At 74.4% G+C, this 14,429-nt stretch carries 8 protein-coding genes; 1 reads left to right on the forward strand and 7 read right to left on the reverse strand.

All coding sequences use genetic code 11. The features are described from left to right. Positions 1-385: 385 nt before the first annotated feature. Both ACF088_RS02535 and ACF088_RS02540 read right to left on the reverse strand, forming a co-directional pair. Positions 386-4,039: an ATP-dependent helicase gene (locus tag ACF088_RS02535; protein WP_392373520.1), complete on the reverse strand. Its 3,654-nt coding sequence runs from the start codon at positions 4,037-4,039 to the stop codon at positions 386-388. A gap of 196 nt (positions 4,040-4,235) precedes the next feature. Next, positions 4,236-4,781 (reverse strand): MGMT family protein, encoded by a 546-nt coding sequence (locus ACF088_RS02540; protein WP_392373521.1) that lies wholly within the window; start codon positions 4,779-4,781, stop codon positions 4,236-4,238. 438 nt (positions 4,782-5,219) lie between these two features. Here ACF088_RS02540 and ACF088_RS02545 point away from each other — a divergent pair, with 438 nt between their 5' ends. Continuing rightward, complete coding sequence (locus ACF088_RS02545) at positions 5,220-8,057, forward strand: flippase-like domain-containing protein (RefSeq protein ID WP_392373522.1); 2,838 nt, start codon at positions 5,220-5,222, stop codon at positions 8,055-8,057. A gap of 103 nt (positions 8,058-8,160) precedes the next feature. Here the strand turns inward: ACF088_RS02545 and moeZ are convergent, their stop codons facing one another. The 5 genes from moeZ to ACF088_RS02570 all read right to left on the reverse strand — a co-directional run bounded on the left by moeZ (position 8,161) and on the right by ACF088_RS02570 (position 14,402). After that, a complete protein-coding gene (gene moeZ / locus ACF088_RS02550) occupies positions 8,161-9,339 on the reverse strand; it encodes an adenylyltransferase/sulfurtransferase MoeZ (RefSeq protein ID WP_350253756.1) in 1,179 nt (392 codons plus the stop codon). 345 nt (positions 9,340-9,684) lie between these two features. Next, positions 9,685-10,641: an NAD-dependent epimerase/dehydratase family protein gene (locus ACF088_RS02555; RefSeq protein WP_328384736.1), complete on the reverse strand. Its 957-nt coding sequence runs from the start codon at positions 10,639-10,641 to the stop codon at positions 9,685-9,687. Positions 10,642-10,924: 283 nt separating this feature from the next. After that, positions 10,925-12,160, reverse strand: coding sequence for a hypothetical protein (locus ACF088_RS02560; RefSeq protein WP_392373523.1), 1,236 nt, complete (start codon positions 12,158-12,160; stop codon positions 10,925-10,927). After that, positions 12,157-12,426 carry a hypothetical protein gene (locus tag ACF088_RS02565; protein WP_392373524.1) on the reverse strand — a complete coding sequence of 90 codons (270 nt, stop codon included), beginning with the start codon at positions 12,424-12,426 and terminating at the stop codon, positions 12,157-12,159. The genes ACF088_RS02560 and ACF088_RS02565 overlap by 4 nt, the downstream gene beginning before the upstream one ends. Continuing rightward, a complete protein-coding gene (locus ACF088_RS02570; RefSeq protein WP_392373525.1) occupies positions 12,423-14,402 on the reverse strand; it encodes a DUF3492 domain-containing protein in 1,980 nt (659 codons plus the stop codon). The genes ACF088_RS02565 and ACF088_RS02570 overlap by 4 nt, the downstream gene beginning before the upstream one ends. Positions 14,403-14,429 lie beyond the last annotated feature (27 nt).

A 14,429-nucleotide genomic window follows, 5' to 3' on the forward strand; every position in this document is an offset into this window, starting at 1 on the left:
CGCCTGGCGGCGGGCCGGTCCGCTGCGCGGGGCTGTGGGTGCGGTGACGGACCTCCGGGGCCGGTGTGGGGGACTGCTTCGCTTTACGTCCCACACACCGGCCCCTCCGGCCCGTCCCCTCCCGTGGGGGAGTAAGTGAAGGTGAGTGGGGGTGCAGGTAACGATCATGCTCGCCCCCACTCACGTCTTCCACCCACTCACGGGAGGGGCCGCGCCGCAGGACGGAGTCCGGAGGAGCGGCACCGCACCCGACCACCCACGCCCGCCGCAGGCGCAACGGCGAGCGAGCCCCGCGGCGGGACAGAGAGGTACGCGGGGGCGCCGCAAAGCGCAACGGCGGGCGAGCCGAAACCGTGGGAGGGCCGCCACAGCGCAGCGGAGCCGCTCATTCCACGACGTGCCGGCCCTCCGGCTGTGCGCTGCACGACGCCCGGAACGCGCAGTGGGTGCAGTGCGTGCCGGTGGTCGGTGTGAACCGCTCCTCCAGTACGCGGCCCGCGGCGGTGGCGAGCAGTTCGCCGACCCACTCTCCCCCTGGCTCCCCCACCTCCAGCGGCTGCTGCGCCTGTACGGCGGGCAGCGCATCGCCGCCTTCCTTCTGGGCGGCGCCCAGCCTCAGGTGCACCAGTTCCGCGCCGCCCGGTTCCGGTGTGCGGCCGTCGAAGAGGTCGTCGACGGCGCCCTCGCGCACCGCGAGCTGGTAGACGGCGAGCTGGGGGTGGCGGGCGACGTCGGGTCCGGTCGGTTTCTGTTTGCCGGTCTTGAAGTCGACGACGTACGCCCGGCCCTGCGCGTCCCGGGAGACGTGGTCCATGCTGCCGCGGATGCGGACCTCGTGGGCGCCGGCCCGCAGGGTGAGGTCGAAGCCGTGCTCGGTGGCGGCGGTGTCCCGGCCACGGGTCTCGCGTTCCATGACGTGCCAGCGCAGGAAGCGTTCCAGGGCGGCGCGGGCGGACTCCTTTTCCTGGCGTGACTTCCAGGGGGCGTCGAAGGCGAGGGAGTCCCATACGGAGTCCAGGCGCGCCATCAGGACGGACAGATCGGCGGGGGTGCGGCCGGAGGCGACCTCGTCGGCGAGCACATGCACCACGTTGCCGAAGCCCTGGGCGGCGGTGGCGGGGGTGTCCGCCTTGACCTCGCGACCCAGGAACCACTGGAGGGAGCAGGTGTTGGCGAGCTGGTCGAGGGCGCTGCCGGAGAGGACCACGGGACGGTCGCGGTCGCGGAGCGGGACGGTGCTGTGGGTGGGTTCGAACAGGCCCCACCAGTTGTCCGGGTGGGCGGCCGGTACCAGGGGGTGATGGTCGTCGTCGTGCAGGGCCGCCAGTTTCGCGAGCCGCTGGGCGGCGGCCTCGCGCAGAGCGGGGGTGGCGTCCGGGTCGACGGTGGTGGCGCGCAGCTCGGCGACGAGCGCGGCGACCGAAAGGGGGCGGCGCGGGCGGCCGGTGACGTCCTGGGGGGTGACGCCCAGCTCGGTCAGGAAACGGGAGGGCTGGTCGCCGTCGTCGGCAGCGGCCTTCACCGCGGTGACGACCAGGCGTTCGCGGGCGCGGGTGGCGGCGACGTAGAACAGCCGGCGTTCCTCGGCGAGCAGCGCGCCCGGGGTGAGCGGTTCGGCCAGGCCGTCACGGCCGATCCGGTCGGCTTCCAGGAGCGAACCGCGGCGGCGCAGGTCGGGCCAGAGGCCTTCCTGGACCCCGGCGACGACGACGAGCCGCCATTCCAGGCCCTTGGCGCGGTGCGCGGTCATCAGCCGTACGGCGTCGGGGCGCACCGCGCGCCGGGTGAGGGTGTCGGCGGCGATGTCCTGGGCGTCGAGTTCTTCCAGGAAGTTGAGTGCGCCACGGCCGCCGGTGCGCTCCTCGGCGCGGGCGGCGGTCTCGAAGAGCGCGACGACGGCGTCCAGGTCCCGGTCGGCGTTGCGCCCGGCGGCACCGCCGCGGTGGGCGGCCCGCTCCAGGCGCTGCGGCCAGGGGGTGCCGTCCCACAGCTCCCACAGCGCCTGTTCGGCGGTGCCGCCGCCGGCCAGCAGTTCGCGGGCCTTGCGCAGCAGCAGCCCGAGCCGCTGGGCGCCGCGGGCGTAGGCGGGGTCGTGGGCCACCAGGCGCTGCGGTTCGGCGAGCGCCTGGGCGATCAGCTCGTCGGAGGGCCGCGGCAGTGCCTGCCCGGCGGCCCGTTCCTCCTCGCGCAGGGCGCGGCCCAGCCGCCGCAGATCGGCGGAGTCCATGCCGCCCAGGGGGGAGGTCAGCAGGTCAAGGGCAGTTTCGGCATCGAGCGCGCAGCGGGCGGTGTCTCCGGGGGCGGCCTCGGCGGACGGGGCGTCATCGGGGGCGGACGGGGCCTCATCGGGGGCAGCCGCTGCGGCTTCCACCCCACCGGATTCCACCCCACCGGATTCCGCCGCACCGGATTCCGCCGCCCCGGTTTGCACCCCACCGGATACCGCGTCACCGGATACCGCGTCACCGGAGGCGACATCAGCGGATTCCCCCTCGCCCGCCCCTGCCGCCCCGGCCGCCCCGGCCGCCGCAGCATCCCGCTGCCCCAGAGCGGCCCGTGCCGCCGCCCGTAGCGCCGTCAGCAGGGGGGCGACCGCGGGTTCGTGGCGCAGCGGCAGATCGTCGCCGTCGATGTCGAGGGGTACCCCGGCCGAGGTGAGCGCGCGGCGTACCGCGGGGAGCGAGCGCCCCCCGGCGCGGACGAGGACGGCCATCTCGCGCCAGGGCACGCCGTCTTCCAGGTGGGCGCGGCGCAGGATGTCGGCGATGTTGTCGAGTTCGCTGCCGGGGGTCGGGTACGTGTACACCTCGACGCGGCCGCCGTCCCGTACGGGCACCGGCTCGCGGTGGGCCCTTACCGTCCGGGCCGGGAGCCGGGTGAGCGGCATCCGGCGGGTCAGCAGCCGGGTGGCCGCGAGCAGGGCGGCGCCGGAGCGCCGGGAGGTGCCGAGCACGGCCACCGGGGCGGGGGTGCCGTCCCCTCTGCGGAAGGTCTCGGGGAAGTCGAGGATGCCGTTGACGTCGGCACCCCGGAAGGCGTAGATCGACTGGTCGGGGTCGCCGAAGGCGACGAGCGTGCGCCCCGGGGAGCCCGGCGCTCCCGTCGCTCCGTGGTTGCCGGCGAGGGCGCGCAGCAGCCGTACCTGGGCGACATCGGTGTCCTGGTACTCGTCGACGTAGACCGCGTCATAGGAGGCGGTCAGTTGCGCCGCGACGTCGGTGCGTTCGGCGAGCAGCACCGCGCGGTGCACCAGCTCGGCGTAGTCCAGTACGCCCTGGGCGTCCAGCACGTCGAGGTATTCGGCGAGGAAGCCGGCCGCGGCGCTCCAGTCGGGGCGGCCGGTGCGCCGGGCGAAGGCGCCGAGGGCGTCCGGGCCCAGGCCCAGTTCGCGGCTGCGGGCGAGCACCGCACGGACCTCGTCGGCGAAGCCGCGGGTGGTCAGGCAGGCCCGCAGCTCGTCCGGCCAGCTCACCCGGGCGCGGCCGGCGCCGGCCAGTTCCGCCTGTCCTGCGAGGAGCTCGCGGACGACGAGGTCCTGCTCGGGTCCGGACAGCAGCCGCATCGGGTCGGCGAAGAGGTCGGCGTCCTGGTGGGCGCGGACCAGGGCGTAGCAGAAGGAGTGGAAGGTCGTCGCCTGCGGGATGCCGGCCCGTGGTCCGCCGCCCGCCGCGCCGGGCGGCCCTTCGGACCGTCCTTCCAGGTCCGCGAGCCGGGCCGCGAGGCGGTCGCGGAGTTCGACGGCGGCCTTGCGGCTGAAGGTCAGGACGAGGATCCGCTCGGGGTCGCCGCCGGCCCGCACCCGGCGGGCCACCGACTCCACCAGCGTCGTGGTCTTCCCGGTGCCCGGTCCGGCCAGCACCAGCAGCGGCCCGTGCCGGTGGTCAACCACGGCGCGCTGGCCTGCGTCCAACGCAGGAGGAGTCACCCGCCCCGGCGGGGTGCGCACCAGCCGGTACGTGCCTGCTGCGGCACCCCGCGGCGCCACCCGGTGGGGCTGCGCCGGCGGGAGGGCCGAGGAGGCCGAGAAGGAGGAACTCACGTGGATCGCCGGTCCTGAGGAGGTGCTCGTCGTGGTGCGTGCGTGGTGCGCGGCGCCGCGGGCCGCCGAGGGTCGGAAGTGGTCCGGCTGCGCGGCGCGCGGCGGGGCCGTCGTCGTGACGGCAGTGCCCGACGCTACGCCAGGTCGCGCCCGGGCCACAGTGCCTCCCACGGCCCGTCGCGCGATACCGCCGGCGCTACGGAGCCACGCTGCCGTCCGCACCGCCGTCCGCGCCGCCGTCCGCACCGCCGTCCTGGCGCCCGTCCCAGCGGGCCCGGCGCATGTCGAGCCGGGGTATGTGGTCCTCGGCGGCGTGCGGAGCCGTACGCAAGGGGGTGCCTTCGTCGCGGTAGTGCGCCAGGGCGCGCAGTTCGCTGCCGGGCAGCAGTCGGCCGTCCGCGCGCACCACCCGCCACCAGGGCACGGCGGCGCCGTAGAGCGCCATCACCCGCCCCACCTGCCGCGGCCCGCCCACCCGTCGCCCGCCACTGCCCTTCGCCGGAAGGCCTTCGGGCTGCCCCTCGTCCTGCAACCACTCCGCGACATCGCCGTACGTCATCACCCGGCCCGCCGGGATCAGCTCGGCAACGCCCAGGACCCGTTCCGCGTACTCCGGGTATTCCGGGTATTCCGGGTCTCCCAGACCTCCCGGGCCTCCCGGGTCTCCCGGGCCTCCCGGGCACTCCGGATCTTCCGGGTTTGCGGGGAATTCACCCGCCGCCTCATCTCCGGTCCCACTCATTCGGTCCATCCTGCCGCACGGCACCGACAATGGGATCGGACACACGGTCCGGCACCTCCGGGAGGTCGGCAGCAAGGCGCGTCCGCCCTGGTACGGGGAGGGCGCTCCGCTTCCCGCACCCCCGAAATGCACCCTGATGCCCCCCTCCACCGGTCGGGCGTGCCACCATCTTCCGGACGGTGACTGGTGATACGAGATCAAGAAGAGACAGCCGAGCAGCAGGGTGCGGCGCCTCCACGGGAGGCGGGCACCCCTGAGGCACTGGCCGTCGACGCCGCCGGCACCGCGCCCGGACCGACCACACCGACCGAGCGGCCGAAGCGGCGGCAGGCGGCGCCACAGGGGACGCACCAACGGAGGCCGGTCACGGCTTCCGCTACCGAAAAGGCGAGCACGATCGAGAAGGCCGAACGACCCGGGGCGTCCGAGAGGCCGGAAGTGCCCAAGGAGCCCGAGCCAACCGAGCGGCACGAGGAGGAGCGGAACAGCGAGGAGGAGCGGAACAGCAAGGAGCCCGAGCAGGCACCGGACGGACCGGCCGCGCGCGAGAAGCGCGAGGAGCCGGAGTCGGGCACGGCCCCGGACAAGCCCCACACGGCCCCGGACAAGCCGCACACGGCCCCGGACAAGCCGCACACGGGCTCGCACCGTTCCGACCTGAGCTCCGACGAGTACGGCGAGTTCCACGTCGACCGGGTCTCCGGCGACGAACCGCTGCTGCCCGCCCGGGTGCACCGCCCCGCCGACCTGCTGCAGCTGCTGCTCGGCATCGCCGGCATCGCCCTCGTTCTGGGCCTCGCCACCTTCGCCCACGGCACCACCCAGGGCCTGGCGCGGGACATCGGCACCGGCGCGAAGGCGGCGCCCCCGCTGCTGATCAATATGGCGGGGCTGACCGCCAGCGTCGCGGTGCTGATCGTGCCGGTGGCGTTCGCCGTCGAGCGGCTGATCAAGCGCGACGGGCTGCGGATCGCGGACGGGGTACTGGCCGCGGTCCTCGCCCACGGGGTGTCGCTGGCCGCCGATCTGTGGGTGGCCCAGTCCGCGCCCGTCTCCATCCAGGACGCGCTGACCCAGCCCCTGGAGAACGGTTCGCTCTCCGCTCCGGTGCACAGCTACCTGGCACCGGTGATCGCCTATATGACGGCGGTGGGCATGTCCCGGCGGCCGCGCTGGCGGGTCGCGATGTGGTGCGTGCTGCTGCTGGACGCGTTCGCGGTGCTGGTCGGAAAATACACCACACCGTTCGCGATCATCACGACCGTGCTGATCGGCTGGACCGTCGCCTACGGCACCCTCTACGCGGTCGGCTCCCCCAATGTCCGCCCCACCGGCCAGAACCTCCTCGCGGGGCTGCGCCGGGTCGGCTTCCACCCGGTCTCCGCGCTGCGGGCGGAGGACGCCACCACCACGGAGCACTCCGACCACCCCGACCGCGGCCGCCGCTACCTCGTCACCCTGGAGGACGGCCCGCCGATCGATGTCACCGTCGTCGACCGCGAGCAGCAGGCGCACGGCTTCTTCTACCGCGTGTGGCGCCGGCTCTCGCTGCGCGGCATCAACCAGCGCCGCAGTCTGCAGTCGCTGCGCCAGGCGCTGGAACAGGAGGCGCTGCTGGCGTATGCGGCCATCGCGGCCGGCGCCCACGCCCCCAAGCTGATCGCCACCTCCGAGCTCGGCCCGGACGCGGTGATGCTGGTCTACGAGCACATCGGCGGCCGCACCTTCGACTCACTGGCCGACGAGGAGATCACCGACGCGCTGATGCACAGCGCGTGGCGGCAGGTCGAGGCGCTGCAGTCGCGGCGGATCGCGCACCGGCGACTGGTCGGGGACGCGCTGCTGATGGATCGTTCCGGCGCTGTCGTCCTGACCGAGCTGCGCGGCGGCGAGATCGCGGCCGGTGATCTCGTGCTGCGGATGGACATCGCCCAGTTGCTGGCCACCTGCGGTCTGCGGGTCGGTGCCGAGCGCGCGGTGGCCGCGGCCGTCGAGGTGCTCGGCCCGGACGCGGTCGCCGACAGCCTGCCGCTGCTGCAGCCGATCGCACTGAGCCGCACCACCCGCGCCACGCTGCGCCAGCTCGCCCGCGAGCGCGGCAAGCGGGAGCGCGAGGCGGTGCTGGAGGCGTCACAGGCCGCCAAGGAGGCCCGGGAGGCGAGAGAGGCGGAGGGCACCAAGGACCGCAAGACGCTGCGGGCCGAGCGGCATGCGGAGAAGAACGCCGAGAAGCGCGCCCTGGACGAGGCCTCGGAGGAGGCCCGTGAGGAGGATCTGCTCGCCCAGATCCGCCGGCAGGTGCTGCTGATCCGTCCGACGGCGGTGATCGAACCCGCGAAGCTGGAGCGGCTCAGCCCGCGCATCCTGATCACCTGGATCGCCGGCGCCTTCGCGGTGTATTTCCTGCTGTCCACGCTGACCCACTTCAACCTGGGCGATGTGGTCAGCAAGGCCGGGTGGGAATGGATGCTGGTCGCGGTGTTCTTCTCGGCGCTGACATACATCGCGGCGGCGATGAGCCTGCTGGGGTTCGTCACGGAGCGGGTCTCGTTCGTCCGGACGGTCATTGCGCAGATCGCGGGCAACTTCGTGAAGCTGGTGGCGCCCGCGGCGATCGGCGGAGTGGCGCTCAACACCCGCTTCCTGCAACGCGCCGGGGTCCGGCCCGGACTGGCGGTGGCGAGCGTCGGCGCGTCCCAGCTGTTCGGTCTGGGCAGTCACATCCTGCTGCTGCTGGTCTTCGGCTATGTGACCGGCACCCAGGAGCAGACCGCGTCGATCTCGCCGTCCCGTACGGTCATCGCCGGGCTGCTGACCGTGGCCGTGCTGGTCCTGGTCGTCACGGCGGTGCCGGCCTTGCGCAATTTCGTCTCCCGGCGGGTGCGGTCGCTGTTCGCGGGAGTGGTGCCGCGGATGCTGGACATCCTCCAGCGGCCCCGGAAGCTGGTCACCGGCATCGGCGGGATGCTGCTGCTGACCGCGGCGAACGTGATGTGTCTGGACGCCTCGATCCGGGCCTTCGGCGGCGACGACAAGATCACCTACGCGGGTATCGCGGTCGCCTTCCTGGCCGGTAACGCGCTGGGTTCGGCCGCGCCGACCCCGGGTGGTGTGGGCGCCGTCGAGAGTGCGCTGATCACCGGGCTGACCCTGGCCGGGCTCGACGCCGCCACGGCGTTCCCGGCGGTGCTGCTGTTCCGGCTGCTGGTCTTCTGGCTGCCGGCGCTGCCGGGCTGGCTGGCGTTCAACTATCTGACGCGCAAGGGCGAGATCTGAGCGGGACCGGCCACCGCACCGGCCGGGTCACACCGCACCGCGGCGCACGAAGGCGCCGGTCCGTACGGCACGGACCGGCGCCTTCGTGCGAGGTGCGGGAAGGTCAGTAGACCGGCTTCTCCGGCTCGACGGTGTTGACCCAGCCGATGACGCCGCCGCCGACGTGCACGGCGTCGGCGAAGCCCGCGGACTTCAGTACGGCCAGGACCTCGGCGGAGCGGACACCCGTCTTGCAGTGCAGGACGATCTTCCGGTCCTGCGGCAGGTCCTGGAGGGCGGTGCCCATCAGGAACTCGTTCTTGGGGATCAGCTTGGCGCCGGGGATCGAGACGATCTCGAACTCGTTCGGCTCGCGGACGTCGATGATCTCGATCTTCTCGTCGCCGTCGATCCACTCCTTGAGCTGCCGGGGAGTGATCGTCGAGCCCGCCGCCGCCTCCTGGGCCTCCTCGGACACGACGCCGCAGAAGGCCTCGTAGTCGATGAGCTCGGTGACGGTCGGGTTCTCACCGCAGATGGCGCAGTCGGGGTCCTTGCGGACCTTCACCTGACGGTAGGTCATCTCCAGCGCGTCGTAGATCATCAGCCGGCCGACGAGCGGGTCGCCGATGCCGGCGAGCAGCTTGATGGCCTCGTTGACCTGGATCGAGCCGATGGAGGCGCACAGCACACCGAGGACGCCGCCCTCGGCGCAGGAGGGCACCATGCCCGGCGGCGGGGGCTCCGGGTACAGGCAGCGGTAGCAGGGGCCGTGCTCGCTCCAGAACACCGACGCCTGGCCGTCGAAGCGGTAGATCGAGCCCCAGACGTACGGCTTGTTCAGCAGCACGCAGGCGTCGTTGACCAGGTAGCGGGTGGCGAAGTTGTCGGTGCCGTCGACGATCAGGTCGTACTGGGCGAAGAGCTCCATGACGTTGGTGGAGTCAAGGCGCTCTTGGTGCAGGTTGACCGTGACGTACGGGTTGATGCCCAGGACGGTGTCCTTCGCGGACTCCGCCTTGGAGCGGCCGATGTCCGCCTGGCTGTGGATGATCTGGCGCTGCAGGTTCGACTCGTCGACCTCGTCGAACTCCACGATGCCGAGCGTGCCGACGCCGGCCGCGGCCAGATACATCAGCGCGGGCGAGCCCAGGCCACCGGCGCCGACGCACAGCACCTTGGCGTTCTTCAGCCGCTTCTGCCCGTCCATCCCGACATCGGGGATGATCAGGTGGCGGGAGTACCTGCGGACCTCATCGACGGTGAGCTCGGAAGCGGGCTCGACCAGGGGTGGCAGCGACACGGGAACTCCGTTGGTCGGTCTAGATGGGGTTCCCCCCGCCCGAGCGGAGCCGAGAGTGGGGGAGCTTGCTCTCCCCGCAACACTGCCACGCCCTTCTTCATTCCGAGACACCTGTTCCGATGCGCGAGACGATCTCGTCCCAGTGGCCGGGCAGCGCTTACCGGGCACCGCCGGCCGCACCGTCCGCCCCGGCGGCCCGGCGGACGGTGACCTACACGGTGCCCGGTCCGTGCCGGCGGGCGGTCCGCGGCGCCTCGTCCCGAGGCGTCCGCGGCACCCTGCGGACGAGGTGACCACGCCGCTCCGCAGGGTGGCCGGTGCCCCTCCCCCGAGCTCTTGAGCCGGTCAGATACGGCATGCGGCCTCCATCCAGATGTCGGCCAGGGACTCCTCCAGCCCGATCCGCGGACGCCAGCCGAGCCGGTCGCGGGCGGTGCGGACATCGGCCTGCTGCCAGGTGCCGCAGCCGTCCGGGTAGGGGTAGGTGGCGGGCGGTGAGCCGACCGGGTGCTCGGGGGACGGGCCGGGGATGACCAGCCGGGCCGGCGGCGAGTCGATCTCGTGCAGCGCGCCGCCGAAGCCGGCGACCCGGGCGAGCACGGACGCGGCCTCGCGCAGCCGGACGGCCCGGCCGGTGCCGATGTTGACGACGCCCTGCGCGGCGGACAGCGAGGCGGCGTGCACCGCCCGCGCAACATCACGGACATCGACGAAGTCCCGCTGTACGCCGAGCCCGCCGAGCTTGAGCTCGTTGTCGCCCGACTGCATGGCGCGGCGCATCGCCTCGGCGAGCCGGCCCAGCGGTGAACCGGCCGGGGTGCCGGGGCCGACCGGCGAGAAGATCCGCAGCACGACGGCGTCCAGGCCGGAGCCCAGGACCAGTTCGGTGGCGGCGAGTTTGCTGACGCCGTACGGCCCCCCGGGGCGCGGCACCGCGTCCTCGGCGGTGGAGGAGCCGGGCTGGGAAGGCCCGTACTCGGACGCGCAGCCCAGGTGGACGAGCCGGGCGCCGCAACTGCTGCGGCGCAGCGATTCACAGATGGTGGCGACCGCGACGGTGTTGTGCCGGGTCAGCTCGCGGGCCCCGCCACGGGTGGCGCCCGCGCAGTTGACGACGACACCGGGGTGGACCGCGTCGAGGAAGCGGGTGAGCGCACCGGGGCTGCCGGTGGCCAGGTCGAAGCGGACGTCGGCGTCGTCCCCCCGCCCGAGGGCGGTGAGCTGGACGGCGGGGTCGGCGAGCAGGCGGTCGGCGACATAGCGGCCCAGGTAGCCGTTGGCGCCGATGAGCAGCACCCTCATCGTGCGACCCCCCGGTCCGCGTGGCGTGTGGTCGGCTGGACGTTCATATGTCGTGCTCCTAAAGCGGATCGAGGGAAGTGCGTCGGCTTCCGCGGAGTCGGCCTCCGCCCCGGGGTCGGGGGCCAGGTGGGGGGTGAGGCCCGCGGGTAAGGGGTCGAAGCGGCCGTTTCGGGGTGCCGCTCCGGGGGTGGTGCGTGGTGGGGGTGCCCGTGTGGGGGAACGGGGAGTCGGGGGACGGGGAGTCGGAGGATGAGGAGTCGGGGGCCGGGCGGCATGCGGAGAGTCACGGCCGGTGCGCCTCCGCCGGGCCGGAGGGAGCCGGCCAGTGCGCGCAGGCGCCGGTGAGCGCCCGCAGGCCGTACACGAGGAGCCCGGCAGCGGCGGCCGTGCAGGCCACGGCGGGTACGGCGGCCGGTCCCACGGCGGTGGTGAGCGCCTCGACCGGTACGTCGAGCGGGGGCAGGCCGGGCAGGCGGGCGATGAGTACCAGGGACAGGGCGAGGGCTTCCAGGGCGGCGGCCGAGGCCAGGCCCGTCGCGGCCGCGTCGGGGAAGCCGTGCACGGCCAGCAGCCGGGCGAGGAAGAGCAGCACCCCCAGCGCGGCCGCCGCGGCCAGGGCCGTCGTGCCGTCGCCCCCGAAGGCCGCGTCCGCGCCGAGGAGCAGGGCCACCAGCGCGCCCAGGAAGAGCAGGGTGGCGGCGAGCAGCAACGGCCGGACCCGGGCGGCGAGTTCTTCGAGGCCACGGCTGGCGGCCAGGCCGCGCCGCCCGCGCGCCGCGAACCAGCGGGCGCAGCCGGCCGCCGGGGCGAGGGCGAAGGCCAGGGCCACGACGGTGGCGACGGCGGCCCGGGGAGCGGCGTGGGGCAGGTCGGGGCCGCCGGCCAGCAGCTGTCCGAGCAGCCAGTCGCCGTACACCGCGTATCCGGCCGTCCAGCAGACCCACAGGCCGGCGGTCCACGATCCGGCGCCCCGGTGGCGCAGTCGCAGCGGCCCGCACCGGACGGCCAGCCGGACGGCGAGGGCGATCAGCGCACCGCCCGCCGCGCCGACACAGGCGCGTACGGCGGGAGTCGCCGTACCGGCCGAGGCGAGAGCGGCGACCGCCGCGACGCAGACGGCACCGGGCAGCAGCTGCAGCGCCCCGCGCACACCGCGGGAGTCCCGGGCGGGGACGGGCAGGGGCGAGCGAGGCTGCCCGTCCGGCCGGGCGTCCGCCGAGTCGGCGCGGGGCACCCGGGCGTAGAGCTCTTCGGCCAGCGAGAAGACGTCGCGGTGCCGGAAGCGTGCGGCCGTCCGGTCGGTGACGCCGTGCGCCTCCAGGCCGGCGGCGATCTCCAGCGCGTCGACGGCGCGTGCGCACAGCTCCTGGTGGCGGTGCATCAGGGCCCGTACGGGGTCGGCGGGGCCGCGGCGTGCGGGACGGGCGGCGGCTTCCTTGCCCGGCGGCGCGGTACGGGCGGCGCTCCCCTCCGCTGTGGCCGGTGCGGCGCTGGTGGCGCCGGTGTCGGGTGTGGTCACAGCCCGTCTCCTCTTCCCCGGGCCGCCGCCGCACAGCCGTCCCGGCCGGGGCGGGGGTGCGGCATGCGCCGCCGGGCCGGGCGGCCGCGGCCACCGGGGGCGGTCTGGTCGGCGTACACCGGGCGGCCGGGGCGGCGGGTGGGGCGGCGGCCGCGCCGGAGGCCGTACCGGCTCCCGCCGTGCGCCACATCCGTCATGCCCGTCACCAGCGCCACGCCCACCAGGCCCATCGCACACATCACGTCCAGCGCAGCCGTCACCCTCACCACTGCCCTCTCTCTTTCGCTCCGGTCACGCCTGTCTGATCGCCGCCCGCTCCCCATCTCACCGACCGTCTCGCCCCTCGGACGCCGCTCGCTCCCCCGCCCTCCGCGCCTCCGCCGGCCGGCACCGGCAGCGCGGCGGTCCGCTCCTGCGCGGGGGCCGCCCAGCTCGGTGTACGGCCGGCGGGCACGGCGGCCCGGGTGACGGGCACGGCGGCCCGGGTGGCGGCACCGGTCGTCGCCCAGCGGCCGGGGACATGGGACTCGGCGGGACGGGCGAAGGGCTGCGGTACGCCCTGGGCGTCCCGCGCACGGCAGGCGGCCGGGCGGGCCGGGGCATGGGAGATCAGCTCCAGGTAGATGCCACGAAATGCCGCGACATTCTGCTCGACGGTGAACAGCTCCAGCGCCCGCGCCCGGGCCGCCGCGCCCAGCCTGGCCCTGCGGTCCGGGTCGCCGAGCAGCGCGGTGCAGGCCTCGGCGAGGGCACGGGGGTTACGGGGCGGAACCACCAGGCCGGTGCCGCCGATGACTTCACAGACCGCACCGGCGTCGGTCGACACCGTGGCGCGGCCGCAGAACATCGCCTCCACCAGGGAGCGCGGAAAGCCCTCGATGACGCTGGAGAGCACCACCACGGCGCCGGAGGCATAGGCGTCCTCCAGGGCCGGCACCTCGGGGCTGCCGACCTCCTCGAAGCTGACCGGGTTCTCGCCGACGCTGCGGACGTCGGCCGCCTCGTCGGGGAAGAGCTGGGCGGCCAGCGCCCGGCAGTGCGCGAGATATCCGGGCGCCTGCGGGTCGCGGCCGACTCCGCCGACGATCCGCAAGGTGGCCTCCGGTTCGGCCTTGCGGATCTCGGCGAAGGCGTGCAGCAGCCCGATGAGGTCCTTGGCGGGCTCGACATTGCCGACCCACACCAGCGTCTTGGAGTCGTCCGCCGCGGCGTCCGCGACCGCGGCGAAGGGAGTGGCGTCCATGCCCGGGTAGACCGTGCGCAACCGGGCGCGGTCGGCGCCGCAGCGCTCCTGCCAGCGCCGGGCGTGGGTGTTGCCGGGGGTGATCAGCGCGGCCTGCGCATAGGTCTCGGCGGCCAGCGCGCCCTGGAAAGCGGCGAGCAGTGCGCGCACCGGCGCACTCAGCGGTGCGGCGGCGCGCGCGAGGTAGTGCTCGCGCAGCCGTACGCCGTACTCGGTGACCAGGAGCGGGGTGGCGAAAAAGTGCTTGGCCAGCAGTCCGGGGAGGGCGGCCGCGCCGCCCGAGGTGGCATGGCACAGGTCCACACCGCCGAGCCCGGGAGTTTGCCGGTCGCCGTACCAGTCCAGGGACAGCGGCCGCAGCGCACGGGCGAGCCCGGCGGTGACGGCCAGCAGATCGTTGACCTGTGCGCCCGGTGCGGCGGGCAGCGCGTGGGGCCCGTGACAGGCGGCTTCCAGGAGGCGTACCGCGTCCTCGGAGTGCAGCAGTGCGGGCAGCCCCCGGTGCTCCCGGGCGAGTTCGGCGAGCCCGTAGAGACCGCTGGCGAAACGGTCCGCCTTGCTGGTCACGGAGTCGTCGGGGGCACCGTCCGGGACGGCGGGCGGATACCCGGCCGGCGCTCCCCCGTGGGCGGCGCCCCCGGCGAGAACCGCCGGGGCGCCCGGCCCGCCTCCGGGAGACACCGTGGCAAAGGCCGCCACGAGATCGCCGAAGCACTCGGCGAAGCGGCGCCGTTCGCGCCGTCCGGGAGTGCGGCCCCGGCGCGGCCCACCGGCCCGGCGGCGCCCGGCGGGAAAGCCGCCCCCCAGAGGTGCGCTGTGTACCAGCCGTACGTGGCGCGGCAGTTCGGGCCGTGGTGGCGCGTCCCGGCGGGGCTCGGCGCTCAGGGTATAGACCTCGAAGTCATGACCGGTGAGCCCGCGCACGAGCCGGTCGCACCACGCGTGCGACTCACCGGACGCATACGGGTAACCACCTTCGGTGAGCAGTCCAATACGCACGGGTGCACCCCCGTCCTCCCATATCGG

The organism is Streptomyces sp. NPDC015125 (assembly GCF_043080045.1).
In the GTDB taxonomy this organism is placed as follows: Bacteria; Actinomycetota; Actinomycetes; order Streptomycetales; family Streptomycetaceae; genus Streptomyces.

Coding starts and splice junctions, on each gene's coding strand:
- ACF088_RS02540 (WP_392373521.1), bottom strand. CDS start 4,781: ATGAGTGGGACCGGAGATGAGGCGGCGGGTGAATTCCCCGCAAACCCG.
- ACF088_RS02555 (WP_328384736.1), bottom strand. CDS start 10,641: ATGAGGGTGCTGCTCATCGGCGCCAACGGCTACCTGGGCCGCTATGTC.